Origin of the sequence: Amorphus sp. 3PC139-8, assembly GCF_040750475.1 — a bacterium.
Taxonomy (GTDB): domain Bacteria; phylum Pseudomonadota; class Alphaproteobacteria; order Rhizobiales; family Amorphaceae; genus Amorphus.
This window is the reverse complement of the sequence record NZ_JABJVY010000025.1, coordinates 38,976-54,060: the sequence shown is the minus strand read 5'-3', so window position 1 is coordinate 54,060 and position 15,085 is coordinate 38,976. Positions and strand designations below refer to the sequence as shown.

Below are 15,085 nucleotides of genomic sequence, written 5' to 3'. Positions count from 1 at the left end.
ATCTGATTTTTCGTCATGCCCATCGGACCATCACCAGCACTCAAAACAGAAAATAGCGCTGCGCCATCGGCAGAACCTCCAGCGGCGGGCAGGTCAGAAGCTCGCCGTTCGCCCGCACCTCGTAGGTCTCCGGGTCGACGTCCACCTCCGGCGTGGCGTTGTTGAGCACCATGGAGGCCTTGGAGATGTCGCGGGTGTTCTCCACCCCGATCATCGCCTTGGCGGTGCCGAGCTCGGCGGCGAGGCCCGCATCCAGCGACGCCTTGGACACGAAGGAGACGGCGGACGCCCCGAGCGCCTTGCCGAAGGCGCCGAACATTGGCCGGTAGTGCACCGGCTGCGGCGTCGGGATGGAGGCATTCGGGTCGCCCATTGGCGCGGCGACGATCATCCCGCCGAGCAGCACGAGATCCGGCTTCACGCCGAAGAAGGCAGGATCCCACAGCACCAGATCGGCCCGCTTGCCGACCTCGACGGAGCCGATGTGCGCGCTCATGCCGTGGGCGATCGCGGGATTGATGGTGTACTTGGCGACATAGCGCCGGACCCGCAGATTGTCGTTGTCGCCGGTCTCTTCGGTGAGCCGCCCGCGCTGCACCTTCATCTTGTGCGCCGTCTGCCAGGTGCGGATCACGACCTCGCCGACGCGGCCCATCGCCTGGCTGTCGGAAGCGATGATGGAGAAGGCGCCCATATCGTGGAGGATGTCCTCCGCCGCGATGGTCTCCTTGCGGATGCGGCTTTCGGCAAACGCCACGTCTTCCGGGATCGACTCGTCCAGATGATGGCACACCATCAGCATGTCGAGATGCTCGTCGATGGTGTTCGCCGTATAGGGCCGGGTCGGGTTGGTCGAGGACGGAATGACGTTCCCCAGCCCGCACACCTTGATGATGTCCGGGGCGTGGCCGCCACCGGCGCCCTCGGTGTGAAAGGCGTGGATCGTCCGGCCTTTGATGGCGGCGATGGTGTTTTCCACGAAGCCCGACTCGTTCAGCGTGTCGGTGTGGATCATCACCTGCACGTCCAGATCGTCGGCGACGGAGAGGCAGGTGTCGATCGCCGCCGGCGTGGTGCCCCAGTCCTCGTGCAGCTTGAGCGCACAGGCGCCGGCCAGGATCTGTTCGGCGAGGCCATCGGGCCGCGAGGCATTGCCCTTGCCGGAAAAGCCGATATTGATCGGAAAGCCGTCGGCGGCCTGGATCATGCGTGCGATGTGCCAGGGGCCGGGGGTGCAGGTGGTGGCGTTGGTGCCGGTCGCCGGTCCGGTGCCGCCGCCCAGGATCGTGGTGACGCCGGAATAGAGCGCGTCGTCGATCTGCTGCGGGCAGATGAAGTGGATGTGGGCGTCGAAGCCGCCGGCGGTCAGGATCTTGCCCTCGCCCGCGATCGCCTCCGTCGAGGGGCCGATCACGATGTCGACGCCGGGCTGGATGTCCGGGTTGCCGGCCTTGCCGATGCCGGCGATGCGGCCGTCCTTCAGGCCGATATCGGCCTTGAAGATGCCGGTGTGGTCGATCACCAGCGCATTGGTGATGACGGTGTCGACGGCCCCTTCCGCCCGCGTCGCCTGGGACTGGCCCATGCCGTCGCGGATCACCTTGCCGCCGCCGAACTTCACCTCCTCGCCGTAGATGGTGTGGTCGCGCTCGACCTCGACGAACAGCTCGGTGTCGGCGAGCCGCACCTTGTCGCCCACGGTCGGGCCGAACATGTGGGCATAGGCCTCACGGGAGATCTTGGCGGGCATGGGCGGCTCCGGTTCGGAAGATCTGTCTCGTCTGAATGTCGTTGGAACGGCGTCGACGGAAGACGGACGAAAACACGCCCGCCTTCCCTTCTGCCGGAATCCGTCACTCCACCCACAGACCTCGGCTCTTGTGCCAACCCTCGATTGACTCGTTGGGATAGCCCTCGAAGCACTGGTCGTTGGGGCCGACCTGGGGCTCCACCCAGGACGCCTTGGAGGCAAGCAGCAGGTGCACGCTCTCCGGCGGCACCGGCAGGTCGGTGTCGATCGCGGAGGCGAACGGGTGCATCAGCTCCGGCCAGGCGGCGTCGTAAACCCACAGCGCCGAACCGCATTTGGTGCAGAAGCGCCGCTCGCCGGACGAGATCTCGCAGGAGCCGTCGTCCTCGTAGAGCTTGGCGTGGAACATCCCGATCGCGTCGGCGCCCTCGATCTTCAGCGTGTCGGCATCGCCCATGATGTTGATGGCGTAGCCGCCGCCCCCGCCGGTCTTGCGGCAGATCGAGCAGTAGCAACGCTGATAGGGGTACGGCGTGTGGCTCTCCACGGAGAACGACACTGCGCCGCAATGGCAGGATCCTTCGAGCGTCACGGGCATGATTTTTCCTCGCGTTGCTGTGGTCGTCAGGAACGGGCCGCACCGGGGTTCGGTTCGCTCATAGGGCCCCCATCACCTTGCCCTGGAAACCGTAGATCTTTCGGGCGCCGGACATCGGAACCAGTGTCACATCGCGCGATTGGCCGGGCTCGAAGCGCACTGCCGTGCCGGCGGGAATATCGAGGCGCATGCCCCGCGTCTCCTCGCGGTCGAACGCGAGCGCGTCGTTCACCTCGAAGAAATGGTAGTGGCTTCCGACCTGAACCGGCCGGTCGCCGGTGTTGGCGACCGTCAACGTGAGCGCGGGCTGGCCCGCGTTCAGCTCGATCTCGCCGTCGGCGCAGAGGATTTCACCTGGGATCATGGGGAAAAGCCCTCGCTGGATCTCATTCGTTATAGAGCGGGATGCGGGCTGAAAACCGGTGCCTCATTCCCGCTCTACCGAATAGGACGATGGATGGTGACGAGCTTGGTGCCGTCGGGAAAGGTCGCCTCGACCTGAACGTGATGGGCCATGTCGGCCACGCCCTCCATCACCTGCTCGCGGGTGACGACATGGGCGCCGGCTTCCATCAGGTCGGCCACCGTCCGGCCATCGCGGGCACCCTCCACAACGAAGTCCGCGATCAACGCGACCGCTTCGGGGTGATTGAGCTTCACGCCGCGCTCCAGCCGGCGGCGCGCGACCATGGCGGCCATAGAGACCAGAAGCTTGTCTTTTTCCCGCGGTGTCAGCTGCACCGTTTCCTCCTTCTCCGCCGTCTCCCAAACCCGGAGATCCGGCTAAATTGCCCAGACCCGAGGCACCGTGCCGGCGAGATGGGCAACGAGCGCCGTGACCATCGCCCGCAGCCGTGCCGCATCGGCTGCGACCAGCCGGATCGCCAGCATCCCGTCCCACGCGCTGGCGCCCGCCGTCATGGCCGGATCGTCGAACAGCGCTCGCAACGCGTCCAACCGCTCCTCCGCATCCGGCGCAACCCAAACCAGCGAGGCAAAGGCGCGCGCGCCGGAAAGCGTCGCCGGTCCGCCCGCCCTCTCCGCAATCGCCCCGTCGAGACGAAGCGCGTCGGCATAGACCAGCGCCCCACCCCGGCGCACGCGCCAGCGATCGGTCAGCAGGCCCTCACGCACCGTCTCCCCGTGCGCCGTGCGTCCGAGAACGACCATCTCGCAAAGCAAGATACGGGCCGAGGGATGAAAGGATATGTCGAAAGACCGCGCGAGCCGGCCACCATCGTAGAGAATCGTTTCCTGGGGGAGCCAGAACAGCGTGGCGCCTGCTTCCGCCGCAAGCCGGACATCGAGCCGCGCCTCGCCGTCGAGCGCGCGGTAGACCCGTTCGGCAGCCTGGGTGGTGAGCGTCAGATGGGTGTCGGCGACGGCCGTGGCTTGGAGAGCGAAGCGATCGCCGTCCGTGACGCCGCCGGCGGTGTTGAGCACCACCGCTTCGAGCCCGGCACCGTCATAAAGGCGGGGATAGCGGACCTTGAAAGAGCCTTCCTGCCGGCTCTGATCGATCGCCGTTCCGCCATCGGCATCGGACCGCTTGGTGCGGAGTTGCAACCGGCCGCTGACGCGCTCCAGGCGCGGCCGCGGCCCGGCAGAGATCGTCGCGTCTCCCCCTGGCGCCTTCGCGTCCATACGCACCCTTCTCGTCTTCCCACCGATCGCACGGCGAGAATGGAGGCATTTTACGGCGGTGCAAAGAGGAGGAAACCGTAGGCTGTACAGCGCTGGAGCCGGGCCGCCTCAGACGGCCATGGAATGACGCGCTCGGCCGGTCGCCAGATAGGCGTCGAAACAGGCCGCCAGGATGCGGACATAGGCGCGCCCGCGAGCGGTGACCGTGAGGCGAGCGCCATCGAGCACGGCGAGGCCGTCGGCAATCGGCTCCGCGAGCGCCGACTCCGCCTCGTCCAACAGAGCAAGACCGTCGCCGTAACGCGCAAGGGCGGGATCGGCAAGATCGACTTCATAGGCCGTCATCAGCCGCTCGATGATCGCCGCCCGCAGGCAATCGCTGCTGGACAGCGCAAATCCCCGCACGGTCGCGAGCTGGCCGGCCTCGATCGCCCGCCGCCAGTTTCCGACATCGGCCGCATTGGCGACATAGCCCTGGGGCAGCTTGCCGATCGCCGACGCGCCGAGCCCGATCAGAGCTTCCGCCGTATCGGTGGTGTAGCCCTGGAAGTTGCGCTTCAACGTGCCGCCGCGCATCGCGCACGCCATGGTGTCGTCGGGCAAGGCAAAATGGTCGAGCCCGATCGCGACATAGCCGGCGGCTTCCAGCGCCCGGCGCATGGTCGCTTCCAACTCCAGCCGAGCGTTGGCGTCCGGTAGCGTCGCCTCGTCGATCAGCCGCTGATGGGTTTTGACCCAGGGAACATGGGCATAGCCGAACACGGAGACGCGCGACGGCGCGAACTTGGCGATGGTGTCGACGGTGTGGCGCACCGTCTCGGCGGTCTGGTGCGGCAGGCCGTACATCAAGTCGGCATTGATGCCGGTAAGCCCCGCGGCGCGCAGGTCTTCGAACACGGTCTGCACGATCTCGTCGGGCTGCACGCGTCCGATCGCTTGCTGCACCGCCGGATCGGTGTCCTGGATGCCGAGCGAAACGCGGTTGATGCCCGCCTTCACCAGCGTGCTGGCAAGATTGCGATCGACGGTGCGCGGATCGAGCTCGATCGCCTGCTCGGCCGCATCGGACAGTGCGAAGGCCTCACGCAAGCGGGCGGTCAATTCCAAAAAGACGGGCCCCGGCACCAGGCTCGGCGTGCCGCCGCCCCAGTGCAGATGCGTAACCGGCAGACGCGTTCCGATGGCGGCGTGCACCAACGCGATCTCGCGCTTCAGGGTCTCCACATAGTCGAGCACCGGATCGAGGCGCCGGGTGGCCTTGGTGGTGCATCCGCAATAGGTGCACATCTCACGGCAATAGGGGACGTGCAGATAGATCGAGGTCGGCGTCGCCGCCGGGAGCGCGCCGAGCCACTGCGCGGCGACGTCAGCATCGACGGCGTCAGTGAAGTGCGGCGCGGTGGGATACGATGTGTATCTCGGCACCGCTCGTGTGGCGTATTTTTCCGCGAGCGCATCCATGGATCCACTTTGCCGCGCGGAACCCGATCAAACATTGATCACCGTCAATAATGAGGGGCGAGGAACGCGCTCTTCCCTTCGAATGTCGGATGGTCTGCCGCGCACGACACGGCAGATATGCGCAGGGCAGCCTTGTCTCCGCCGTCTGGGCATCGCATAGAGCCGCAGTGACCCGCGATACCCTCCTCCTCTTTCGCAGACTTCCGCTCACTTTGATCCTCGCCTTGGTCGGCGGCGGCCTGTTCACGTGGATCGGCATTCCGGCCGGCTGGCTCTCCGGTGCGGCCGTGGCCGTGGCGATCGCGGCGATTTCCGGAACGCCGGTCGGCATCCCCAATGCTGTCCGCCAAGTCGCCTTCCTGGTGCTCGGTATCGGCATGGGCTCCAGCGTCACCCCCGACACGCTGGATCGGATCGGCTCCTGGCCGCTGTCCATCGTCTTCGTGCTGATAACGACCGTGCTGGTCACCGCCATCGCCTACTGGGTGCTGCACCGCTTCGGCGGCTGGGACCGGATGTCGGCCTTTTACGGCAGCGTGCCGGGCGCGCTCTCCTACGTCCTGGCGGTCGCCATGGCCGACGGCGTCGATATGCGCCGGGTCGCGCTTGCCCAGTCGGTGCGGCTTCTGTTCCTGGTCGCGGTGCTGCCGCCTCTGATCGGCCTCTTCGGCGCCGATTCCACGCCGCCGACGACCGCGGCCGCCCACCCCGAGGCCGGCATCGGCGATCTCGTGCTGCTCGTCACCGCCGGGGCGGCGGCGGGCTATCTATTCCTGAAAATCGGCCAAAGCGCCGGCGTTCTGTTGGGCGCGCTTCTGACGAGCGGCATCCTCCACGTGACCGGAATCGTTTCGACCTGGATGCCGGGCTGGCTTCTGATTCCAGGCTACCTCGTGCTGGGCGGCGTCATCGGCACCCGCTTTGCCGGCACCGATCGCGGCTTGCTCATCCGGCTCGTCGCCACATCTCTCAGCGCCCTGCTGGCCGGGCTCGCGGTCGCGCTTGCATCGGCGGTCGGACTGATCGCCGTCAGCGGCCTCCCTGCAGGCCAGGTGATTCTCGCGCTTTCCCCCGGCGCCCTAGAATCGATGACGACGCTCGCCTTCCTGCTCGGCTTCGATGCCGCCTACGTGGCGAGCCTTCACTTCATCCGCTTCATCGCGATCACGCTCGCGTTGCCCTGGATCGCCAATCGCTTCCGCGATTGAGCGCCTCAGCGGATCGTCCGACGGCATTTCCGGTCTTCCGACAGCTTTTGAAGGGTCTTCGGCAAGCTTGCGCCAGGCTCGCACGCATCGTTGCTGCGACGCCACGCACACTCGCCCCCGTGGGGCAGCTTGACCTACGTCAAGGCGACCTTATCGGGGCCATCTAGGGTCCCATCGAATGGCCGGCCATCCCGTCGCGCCGTCCCGCCGTCATGCCGACCGGAGTCGAAATTATGGCGCATGCCGCAACAGTTCACGAAAACAAGCTCATGACCCTTGAGGAAGGGATCTACGCCCTCTTCCTCGCTTGCCTCACACTCGCCTGTCTCCTGGTCGCGGGCAAGGCCACCGACACGCCCATGAGTGTTCACGGGGTTATGGGCGCCATTATGGCAGGCGCCGGCCTGTTCTTCCTGATCAAGCGCTACATCGATCGGCCGACGGCTCCGGTGCCACAGGAAATCGACGGGCTGCCCAACTATCATATGGGTCCGGTGCGGTTTGCGACGCTTGCGTCGGTGTTCTGGGGCGTGGCCGGTTTCCTCGCCGGCGTCTACATCGCGCTCGAGCTCGCCTTTCCGCACCTGAACTTCGATCTGTCGTTCTTGAATTTCGGCAGGCTGCGCCCGCTGCACACCTCCGCTGTGATCTTCGCGTTCGGCGGCAACGTGCTGATCGCGTCGTCGATGTACGTGGTGCAGCGGACCTCGCGCGTGCGCATGTTCGGCGAGGTCACTCCATGGTTCGTGGTGTTCGGCTACAACGCCTTCATCATCATCGCGGCGACCGGCTACCTGATGGGTGTCACCCAGTCGAAGGAGTACGCCGAGCCGGAATGGTACGCCGATCTCTGGCTGACGCTGGTCTGGGTGCTTTATCTGGCGGTTTTCGCCGGTACGGTGATGCGGCGTAAGGAATCCCACATCTACGTCGCGAACTGGTTCTACCTCGCCTTCATCATCACGATCGCGATGCTGCACGTCGTGAACAACCTGACGCTGCCGGTGTCGGTGTTCTCGTCGAAGTCCTACATCGTGTGGCCGGGCGTTCAGGACGCCATGGTTCAGTGGTGGTACGGCCACAACGCGGTCGGCTTCTTCCTGACCGCCGGCTTCCTGGCGATCATGTACTACTTCGTGCCGAAGCGGGCGGAGCGGCCGGTCTATTCCTACCGGCTGTCGATCGTGCACTTCTGGGCGCTGATCTTCCTCTACATCTGGGCCGGTCCGCACCACCTGCACTACACCTCGCTGCCGCAGTGGGCCTCCACGCTCGGCATGACCTTCTCCATCATGCTGTGGATGCCGTCCTGGGGTGGCATGATCAACGGTCTGATGACGCTCTCGGGCGCATGGGACAAGCTGCGCACCGACCCGGTCATCCGCATGCTGGTGGTCTCGGTCGCCTTCTACGGCATGTCGACCTTCGAAGGTCCGCTGATGTCTGTGCGGGCGGTCAACTCGCTCAGCCACTATACCGACTGGACCATCGGCCACGTGCACTCCGGCGCGCTCGGCTGGGTCGGCTTCGTCTCCTTCGGCGCCATCTACTGCCTGGTGCCGTGGCTCTGGAACAAGAAGTCGCTCTACTCGCTCAAGCTCGTGAACTGGCACTTCTGGATCGCCACCATCGGCATCGTTCTCTACATCACCTCGATGTGGGTGTCGGGCATCCTGCAGGGCCTGATGTGGCGGGCCTACAACTCCTACGGCTTCCTCGAATACTCCTTCATCGAGACCGTCGAAGCCATGCACCCCTTCTACGTGATCCGGGCCCTTGGCGGCATCCTGTTCCTGATCGGCGCGCTGATCATGGCCTTCAACGTCTACATGACCATCCGTGCCGGAGAGGCCGTGGACGTCGAGGCCGACGCGACCGCGCGAGCGCCTGCGGCCGCGTAAGAGAGAGACGAGACAATGTCGATTTGGCAAAGACACCAATTCTTCGAAAAACACACGGTCTGGCTGATGGTCGGCATCCTGATCGTGGTTGCGATCGGCGGCCTCGTCGAAATCGCCCCCTTGTTCTGGCTGAAGAGCACCATCGAAAAGGTGCAGGGCATGCGGCCCTACACCCCGCTGGAGCTGGCCGGTCGGGACGTCTACATCCGGGAGGGCTGCTATCTCTGCCACTCTCAGCAGATCCGTCCGATGCGTGACGAGATCGAGCGCTACGGCCACTACAGCCTGGCGGCGGAGTCGATGTACGACCATCCGTTCCAGTGGGGCTCCAAGCGGACCGGTCCGGATCTCGCCCGTGTCGGCGGCAAATATTCCGACGAATGGCACCGCGCGCACCTGATGGATCCGCGCTCGGTGGTGCCGGCCTCGGTAATGCCGGGCTATCCGTTCCTCGCCGGCGAGCGCGTCGACGACAAGCTGATCGCAGAACATGTCGCCACCAACGCCGAGCTCGGCGTGCCCTACACCGAGGCGCAGATCAAAAACGCGCGGATCGACTTCCGCACCCAGGCCAATCCCAACTCCGACGACGTCGATGCCTTCCTGGAGCGCTGGCCGAATGCGGTCGTGCGCGATTTCGACGGCGATCCGAACCGTGTGACCGAACTCGACGCGGTGATCGCCTACCTGCAGATGCTCGGGACGCTCGTCGACTTCAGCGTCTACGACGACCAGGCCAACTACAGGTGATGCCATGACCTATGAGGACGTTGCCTCCTTCGCCCAGACTTGGGGTCTGGTCATCTTCGTCGCGGTCTTTGTGGTGATCGTCGCCTACGCCGCATGGCCGAAGAACAAGAAGAGCTTCGACGAGGCCGCGCGGATTCCGCTCGACGAAGACAGGAAGACCAACAGCGACCGTTCAAACGGGCGCGATCAGGAGTAAGCCGCCATGGCCAAGAAGGAAATCGATGCCGTTTCGGGCGTCGAGACCACCGGTCACGAATGGGACGGTCTCAAGGAATTGAACAACCCGCTGCCGCGCTGGTGGCTCTGGGTCTTCTACGCCTCGATCGTCTTCGCCATCATCTACTGGATCCTGATGCCGGCCTGGCCGCTTGCCAACGGCTACACGCCGGGCCTGCTCGGGGAGAACCAACGCAAGCAGGGTGAGATCGCCTACGAGGAGGTCGTCGCCCAGCGCTCCGAGCTCGGCAAGGAGATCGCGGCGGCCGATCTGAACGCGATCAACGCCAATGCCGGCATGCTGGAATTCGCCATGGCCCAGGGCCAGGCGGCGTTCGGGGACAACTGCGCCCCCTGTCACGGCTCCGGCGCCACCGGCAGCCCGGGCTATCCCAATCTGCAGGACGACGCCTGGCTGTGGGGCGGCACGTTGGACGCCATTCACACCACCATCCAGCATGGCATCCGTTCGGAGGCCGATCCCGACACCCGCATCGGCGACATGACGGCGTTCGGAGATTCCGGTATTCTGGATCGCAAGCAGATCCGGGAAGTCGCTTCCTATGTCCGGACTCTCTCCGGCCTGGAGCCCGCCTCCAATGTGGACGTAGAGGCCGGCAAGCAGATTTTCGCGGAGAACTGCGTCGTCTGTCACGGGCCGGAAGGCAAGGGCAACCAGGATCTGGGCGCACCGAACCTGACCGATCAGGTCTGGCTCTATGGCGGCGACATCGAGACGATCCAGCAGACCGTCACCCACGGCCGCGGTGGCGTCATGCCGAACTGGGGCGAACGCCTCGACGACACGACGGTCAAGTCGCTCGCCGTCTACATTCACAGCCTGGGCGGCGGCCAGTAGAGCGTTTTAGACTCGTTCCGCTTTTCGCGGACTCACGGAGCGGGTCTAAGTCATTGTTTCGACGCGTTTCCGGACGGCCAACCGGTTTTCACCTGGCCTGGAAACGCTCTTGCTGCGGGCGGCGACCCGCAGGGGCAAAGGGCAGAGCGGCGGACGAGCGATCGTCCGCCGCTTTTTCATGCCGGCTTTTTAAAACGCGCCCGCGGCAATACCGTCCAGCTCTCCGATGGCCGCGTCCGGCAGCACCAATTCGGATGCGGCCAGGTTCTCGCGAAGATGGGCGAGCGAGGACGTGCCGGGAATGAGCAGGATATTCGGCGCGCGGCGGAGCAACCAGGCAAGCGCGACTTGCATCGGCGTCGCGCCCAATCGTTCGGCCACGCTCGACAGCACCGAGGACTGCAACGGGGTGAAGCCGCCCAGCGGGAAGAACGGCACGTAGGCGATACCATCCTCGGCAAGGCTGTCGATCAGCGCATCGTCGTCCCGGTGCGCCAGATTGTACTGATTTTGCACGCAAGCGATGGAGCAGATCTTCCGACCCTCGGCGATCTGGGCCGCGGTGACGTTGCTCAGGCCGATATGACGCACCAGGCCCTTTTGCTGCAACTCGGCCAGAGCGGTGAGCGGTGCCTCGATCGAGCCTTCGGCCGGCTTGTGAACGTCGAACATGATCCTGAGATTGACGACATCCAGTATGTCTCGTCCGAGATTGCGCCGGTTGTCCTCGACCGCCTCGGCCACCGCCTCCGGCTCGAAGGCGGGCAGCCAGGACCCGTCGCTCCCGCGTTTTGCGCCGATCTTGGTCACGAGAACCAGATCCTCCGGATAGGGCGAAAGCGCTTCCCGGATCAGTTGATTGGTGACGTGCGGGCCATAAAAGTCGCTGGTGTCGATATGGTCGACACCGCTTTCGATCGCCGCGCGAAGTACGGCGATCGCCGCCTCCGGATCCTTCGGCGGACCGAAAACACCGGGACCGGCAAGCTGCATGGCGCCATAGCCAAGCCGCTTCACCGCCCGATCGCCGAGCGTGTACGTGCCAGATTGATCGATACTGGACATGAGTGGTTTCCCCTACTGTCCGTTGCGAAGACGGACCAGAGTTAGGCGTTGCCCGCTTGTGCGATAATAGGAGACAATCCGCACAGGCTGTACGGGATACGGAACGGTGCCGATCGATCTTGGTGATCTCAACGCCTTCATGGCGGTTGCGCGCGCCAACGGCTTCCGCGAGGGCGCGCGCACCAGCGGGACCAGCGCGTCACGGCTGAGCGACGCGGTCAGGCGGCTGGAGGCCGATCTCGGCGTGCGGTTGCTCAATCGGACCACCCGCAGCGTGGTGCCGACGGAAGCCGGACAGCGCCTCTTGGAGCGGCTCGAGCCCGCGCTGAACGAGGTGGAAGCCGCGCTCGATGTCGTCAACCGCTTCCGGGACCGACCCGCAGGCACTCTTCGGCTCAACGTTCCGGTCAGCGCGGCGCGGCTGGTGTTGCCGACGATCGTTCCCCCGTTTCTGGCCGCTTATCCCGATATTCGTCTCGAGGTGATCGCGGACGAAAGCTTCGTCGACGTGCTTGCCGCAGGCTGCGACGCGGGCATCCGCTATGATGAACGGCTGGAGCAGGACATGATCGCTGTCCCCATCGGCCCAGCGACCCAACGCTATGCAACGGCGGCTTCGCCGGCCTATCTCGATCGCCATGGCCGGCCAGAGCATCCGCGCGACCTGCTTCGTCACGCCTGCCTTCAGGGCCGCTTCGCGAGTGGGGCGATGCTGACTTGGGAATTCGAACGCGACGGCGAAGAGATCGAAATCGAGCCAAAAGGCCCGTTGCTGGTCAGGATTGGGGGCGCAACCGATCTGCTCGTCGATGCCGCGGTCGCCGGAACGGGCATCGTGGCGCTCTTCGAAGACTGGCTGCAGCCCTATTTCAACGATGGCCGGCTCGAACCCGTGCTTGAATGCTGGTGGCCGCGGTTCACGGGCCCATTTCTATACTATCCGGGACGCCGGCTGGTGCCGGCGCCGCTGCGCGCCTTCATCGACTTTGTGAAAGCCTTTCCTGCCAGTCGACAGCCGGAATGAGAGGGCGCCCGGCCGGTGCAGCGGCGACGTGGATCTCAAGGAACCGGCGGTCCGGCGTTCACCGCTTGCGATCCGGCTTGAGATCGAGAAGTGGCGTGCCGTCGAGACAATCCAGACCGCGCACGTACAAGGTCGCGCCTTCGCGCCGGTCCAGCGTAACGATCGACGTTCCGATCGGGTTGGGGCGCACCGGCGAGCGCAGCGCGAAGGTGCCTTTCGGCTCGCCGTGGCTCCTCGGGACCTGCCACACCAGATCGCGGCGGGAGCGATCAAGCCAATAAAGCACCTCCAGCCTGGCGTTGGCCTCGATCCCGTCGAGCGCCTCGACCCACGGCGAAAACACCTCGATACGGCAGACCGGCCCCTCCGCTTCGCCCTGGCGCGGCGTATCGGCGCGCGAGGTCCATGGCGTGTGGATCCGTCCGATAAAGACGAGGCCGGCATCGTCGGGCGGTGGCGCGTCGACAGCCTTCTCGCCGTCACGGATCTCGCTTGCCTGATCCATCGAATTTCCTCCGATTGATGGTCGCGCTATTGATGCCGACGCGCGTCCCGGCGACAACGCGACCCAAAGGCGCGACCCGCTCGCGTCCCCTGCCTTTTCCCGACGACAACGGTACCATGCCCTCTTCCTCTCCCGTCGCCGCGACCCTGGTCGGGCTTACCGCCGTTCTGATGTGGGCCACGCTGGGCCTGTTCACGGCCGCCTCCGGCGAGGTGCCGCCGTTCCTGATGAACGCGCTCTGCTTTGCCTTTTCCGGAACGCTGGCGCTGATCGTGGTCCGGCTCCGGTCCGGATCGTTCAAAGCGTTGCGCCAGCCGCTGGCACCCTGGCTCGTCGGCGTGCTCGGCCTGTTCGGCTTCCACTTTCTCTATTTCACCTCGCTCCGGAATGCCCCGCCGGTGGAGGCGAACCTGATCAACTATCTCTGGCCGTTGTTGATCGTTCTGTTCTCCGGGCTTTTGCCGGGCGAGCGACTGCGCTGGTTCCATCTGGCGGGCGCGGGGCTCGGTCTCGTGGGCGCCGCGCTCCTGGTCACCAAGGGCAAAGGTTTCGCCCTGGAGCCGGAATATGCGCTCGGCTACGGCGCGGCGATCCTCTCAGCGCTCACCTGGTCGAGCTATTCGGTGATTTCGCGGCGCTTCGGGCAGGTCCCCACCGATGCGGTGGCCGGCTTCTGCCTGGCGACGGCCGCCCTCTCCTTCCTCTGCCATCTGGCGCTGGAGAAGACCATCTGGCCGGCCAGTCCGGGCCAATGGGGCGCGATCCTGGCCCTCGGCCTTTTGCCGGTGGGCGCGGCCTTCTTCACCTGGGACTACGGGCTAAAGCGCGGCAACATCCAGGTGCTGGGCGCCTCGGCCTATCTGGCGCCGCTGCTCTCCACCCTGCTTCTGATCGCGTTCGGCTATGGCGCGTTCACCTGGCCGGTGATTGCCGCCTGCGTGCTGATCACCGTCGGCGCGCTGGTCGCCGCCAAGGAAATGATCTTCTCCAGGTGAGCCTTGAGCGTTTCCAGGCCAAGTGGACACCGGCTGGCCGGGGGCCTGGGCCCCGGAGCCCCATCGCGAGCTCCCCCATTTCGACATGCCTGCTGTCGCTTTCCATCCACGATCGGTTGATTTAGACAGTTGTCGAAATTTCGATCGACGCGATCGAGCTCCGGACGACGTGAGGATAGGACCGCGATGAACGCCCCAACCGAACCGGCCGCCGGCGGCCTTCCCTACGACACGCACCCGAAGACGCCCGAGACCAAGCTGCCTGCCGGCGCCTGCGACGCGCATTGCCATGTGTTCGGCCCCGGCGATCGCTTCCCGTATGCGCCCGGCCGCACCTACACCCCCGTCGACGCCGGCAAGGAGACGCTGTTCGCGCTCCACAAGCATCTGGGCATCGAGCGCTCGGTGATTGTTCAGGCGAGCTGCCACGGCAAGGACAACACCGCCATGCTCGATGCGATCGCTGCCGGGGGCGGCCGCTACAAGGGCATCGCCATGGTGGATGCCGATGTCTCGTTGGACGAGCTGAAGCGCCTCGATGACGGTGGCATCAAAGGCGTGCGCTTCAACTTCGTGAGCCATCTCGGCGCCGACGCCGACATCGACGGCGTGCTGCGCGTGGTCGACAAGATCGCCCCGCTCGGCTGGCATCTGGTGGTCCACTTCGACGCCGACCGGCTGGAGACCTTGGCACCGATCCTGAAACGCATCCCGCTCGTGATGGTGATCGACCATATGGGACGCGTGGACGCCAGCCGCGGGCTCGACCAGCCGGCCTTCGGCTTGTTGCTCGACCTGATGAAAGACGAGCGCTTCTGGGTGAAGGTCTCCGGCTCGGAGCGAATTTCCCGCGCCGGCCCGCCCTTTCACGACGCGATCCCGTTCGCCCGCACCCTGGTCGAGACCTTTCCGGACCGGGTGCTGTGGGGCACCGATTTCCCGCACCCGAACGTGAAGAAAAATATGCCGAACGACGGCGACCTGGTCGATCTCCTGCCGCTTATGGCGCCGACGCCCGACCTGATGCAGGCGCTGCTGGTCGACAATCCGACCCGGCTCTACTTTACGGATCGCGCCTGATCTGCAACCTGCTCCCTGACAATCGACCC

At 65.4% G+C, this 15,085-nt stretch carries 16 protein-coding genes; 8 read left to right on the top strand and 8 right to left on the bottom strand.

Going from position 1 to position 15,085, the window contains the following annotated elements:
* Nucleotides 1–40: 40 nt before the first annotated feature.
* The 6 genes from ureC to hemN all read right to left on the bottom strand — a co-directional run bounded on the left by ureC (nucleotide 41) and on the right by hemN (nucleotide 5,453).
* Nucleotides 41–1,750, bottom strand: coding sequence for an urease subunit alpha (gene ureC, locus HNS03_RS20135; RefSeq protein ID WP_367197842.1), 1,710 nt, complete (start codon nucleotides 1,748–1,750; stop codon nucleotides 41–43).
* A gap of 103 nt (nucleotides 1,751–1,853) precedes the next feature.
* Entirely contained in the window at nucleotides 1,854–2,348 is a 495-nt protein-coding gene (locus tag HNS03_RS20130) for a GFA family protein (RefSeq protein ID WP_367197841.1), read from the bottom strand.
* Between the two features lie 58 nt (nucleotides 2,349–2,406).
* Nucleotides 2,407–2,712, bottom strand: a complete 306-nt coding sequence (locus HNS03_RS20125; protein WP_367197840.1) for an urease subunit beta — start codon at nucleotides 2,710–2,712, stop codon at nucleotides 2,407–2,409.
* Nucleotides 2,713–2,786: 74 nt separating this feature from the next.
* Nucleotides 2,787–3,089 carry an urease subunit gamma gene (locus HNS03_RS20120; RefSeq protein WP_367197839.1) on the bottom strand — a complete coding sequence of 101 codons (303 nt, stop codon included), beginning with the start codon at nucleotides 3,087–3,089 and terminating at the stop codon, nucleotides 2,787–2,789.
* A 42-nt stretch (nucleotides 3,090–3,131) separates the two neighbouring features.
* A complete protein-coding gene (locus HNS03_RS20115; RefSeq protein ID WP_367197838.1) occupies nucleotides 3,132–3,992 on the bottom strand; it encodes an urease accessory protein UreD in 861 nt (286 codons plus the stop codon).
* Between the two features lie 108 nt (nucleotides 3,993–4,100).
* Complete coding sequence (gene hemN / locus HNS03_RS20110) at nucleotides 4,101–5,453, bottom strand: oxygen-independent coproporphyrinogen III oxidase (protein WP_367197837.1); 1,353 nt, start codon at nucleotides 5,451–5,453, stop codon at nucleotides 4,101–4,103.
* A 167-nt stretch (nucleotides 5,454–5,620) separates the two neighbouring features.
* Between hemN and HNS03_RS20105 the strand changes: the two genes are divergently transcribed.
* The 5 genes from HNS03_RS20105 (at nucleotide 5,621) to ccoP (ending at nucleotide 10,387) form a co-directional block, all read left to right on the top strand.
* Nucleotides 5,621–6,661 carry an AbrB family transcriptional regulator gene (locus HNS03_RS20105; RefSeq protein ID WP_367197836.1) on the top strand — a complete coding sequence of 347 codons (1,041 nt, stop codon included), beginning with the start codon at nucleotides 5,621–5,623 and terminating at the stop codon, nucleotides 6,659–6,661.
* Between the two features lie 269 nt (nucleotides 6,662–6,930).
* Nucleotides 6,931–8,562, top strand: a complete 1,632-nt coding sequence (ccoN, locus tag HNS03_RS20100) for a cytochrome-c oxidase, cbb3-type subunit I (protein WP_367197873.1) — start codon at nucleotides 6,931–6,933, stop codon at nucleotides 8,560–8,562.
* Between the two features lie 15 nt (nucleotides 8,563–8,577).
* Nucleotides 8,578–9,312 (top strand): cytochrome-c oxidase, cbb3-type subunit II, encoded by a 735-nt coding sequence (gene ccoO, locus HNS03_RS20095; RefSeq protein ID WP_367197835.1) that lies wholly within the window; start codon nucleotides 8,578–8,580, stop codon nucleotides 9,310–9,312.
* A gap of 4 nt (nucleotides 9,313–9,316) precedes the next feature.
* A complete protein-coding gene (locus HNS03_RS20090) occupies nucleotides 9,317–9,508 on the top strand; it encodes a cbb3-type cytochrome c oxidase subunit 3 (RefSeq protein WP_367197834.1) in 192 nt (63 codons plus the stop codon).
* Nucleotides 9,509–9,514: 6 nt separating this feature from the next.
* Nucleotides 9,515–10,387 carry a cytochrome-c oxidase, cbb3-type subunit III gene (gene ccoP, locus HNS03_RS20085; RefSeq protein WP_367197833.1) on the top strand — a complete coding sequence of 291 codons (873 nt, stop codon included), beginning with the start codon at nucleotides 9,515–9,517 and terminating at the stop codon, nucleotides 10,385–10,387.
* A 189-nt stretch (nucleotides 10,388–10,576) separates the two neighbouring features.
* Here ccoP and HNS03_RS20080 read toward each other — a convergent pair whose 3' ends face one another.
* Complete coding sequence (locus HNS03_RS20080; RefSeq protein WP_367197832.1) at nucleotides 10,577–11,452, bottom strand: aldo/keto reductase family oxidoreductase; 876 nt, start codon at nucleotides 11,450–11,452, stop codon at nucleotides 10,577–10,579.
* 106 nt (nucleotides 11,453–11,558) lie between these two features.
* Here HNS03_RS20080 and HNS03_RS20075 point away from each other — a divergent pair, with 106 nt between their 5' ends.
* Nucleotides 11,559–12,476 carry a LysR family transcriptional regulator gene (locus tag HNS03_RS20075; protein ID WP_367197831.1) on the top strand — a complete coding sequence of 306 codons (918 nt, stop codon included), beginning with the start codon at nucleotides 11,559–11,561 and terminating at the stop codon, nucleotides 12,474–12,476.
* Nucleotides 12,477–12,534: 58 nt separating this feature from the next.
* On the opposite strand, the gene tsaA is transcribed toward HNS03_RS20075, so the two are convergent.
* Nucleotides 12,535–12,981: a tRNA (N6-threonylcarbamoyladenosine(37)-N6)-methyltransferase TrmO gene (gene tsaA / locus HNS03_RS20070; protein WP_367197830.1), complete on the bottom strand. Its 447-nt coding sequence runs from the start codon at nucleotides 12,979–12,981 to the stop codon at nucleotides 12,535–12,537.
* Between the two features lie 116 nt (nucleotides 12,982–13,097).
* Here tsaA and HNS03_RS20065 point away from each other — a divergent pair, with 116 nt between their 5' ends.
* On the top strand, nucleotides 13,098–13,976 hold the full coding sequence (locus HNS03_RS20065) for a DMT family transporter (protein ID WP_367197829.1): 879 nt from the start codon (nucleotides 13,098–13,100) through the stop codon (nucleotides 13,974–13,976).
* A 186-nt stretch (nucleotides 13,977–14,162) separates the two neighbouring features.
* Nucleotides 14,163–15,056 (top strand): amidohydrolase, encoded by an 894-nt coding sequence (locus tag HNS03_RS20060; protein WP_367197828.1) that lies wholly within the window; start codon nucleotides 14,163–14,165, stop codon nucleotides 15,054–15,056.
* Nucleotides 15,057–15,085: the final 29 nt, after the last annotated feature.

Bases quoted from the DNA above. Each gene is read 5' to 3' on its own strand.
- HNS03_RS20090 (WP_367197834.1), top strand. From the start codon at position 9,317: ATGACCTATGAGGACGTTGCCTCCTTCGCCCAGACTTGGGGTCTGGTC.
- ccoO (WP_367197835.1), top strand. From the start codon at position 8,578: ATGTCGATTTGGCAAAGACACCAATTCTTCGAAAAACACACGGTCTGG.
- HNS03_RS20080 (WP_367197832.1), bottom strand. From the start codon at position 11,452: ATGTCCAGTATCGATCAATCTGGCACGTACACGCTCGGCGATCGGGCG.
- HNS03_RS20115 (WP_367197838.1), bottom strand. From the start codon at position 3,992: ATGGACGCGAAGGCGCCAGGGGGAGACGCGACGATCTCTGCCGGGCCG.
- HNS03_RS20065 (WP_367197829.1), top strand. From the start codon at position 13,098: ATGCCCTCTTCCTCTCCCGTCGCCGCGACCCTGGTCGGGCTTACCGCC.
- ureC (WP_367197842.1), bottom strand. From the start codon at position 1,750: ATGCCCGCCAAGATCTCCCGTGAGGCCTATGCCCACATGTTCGGCCCG.
- HNS03_RS20125 (WP_367197840.1), bottom strand. From the start codon at position 2,712: ATGATCCCAGGTGAAATCCTCTGCGCCGACGGCGAGATCGAGCTGAAC.
- HNS03_RS20130 (WP_367197841.1), bottom strand. From the start codon at position 2,348: ATGCCCGTGACGCTCGAAGGATCCTGCCATTGCGGCGCAGTGTCGTTC.
- hemN (WP_367197837.1), bottom strand. From the start codon at position 5,453: ATGGATGCGCTCGCGGAAAAATACGCCACACGAGCGGTGCCGAGATAC.
- tsaA (WP_367197830.1), bottom strand. From the start codon at position 12,981: ATGGATCAGGCAAGCGAGATCCGTGACGGCGAGAAGGCTGTCGACGCG.
- ccoN (WP_367197873.1), top strand. From the start codon at position 6,931: ATGACCCTTGAGGAAGGGATCTACGCCCTCTTCCTCGCTTGCCTCACA.
- HNS03_RS20060 (WP_367197828.1), top strand. From the start codon at position 14,163: ATGAACGCCCCAACCGAACCGGCCGCCGGCGGCCTTCCCTACGACACG.
- ccoP (WP_367197833.1), top strand. From the start codon at position 9,515: ATGGCCAAGAAGGAAATCGATGCCGTTTCGGGCGTCGAGACCACCGGT.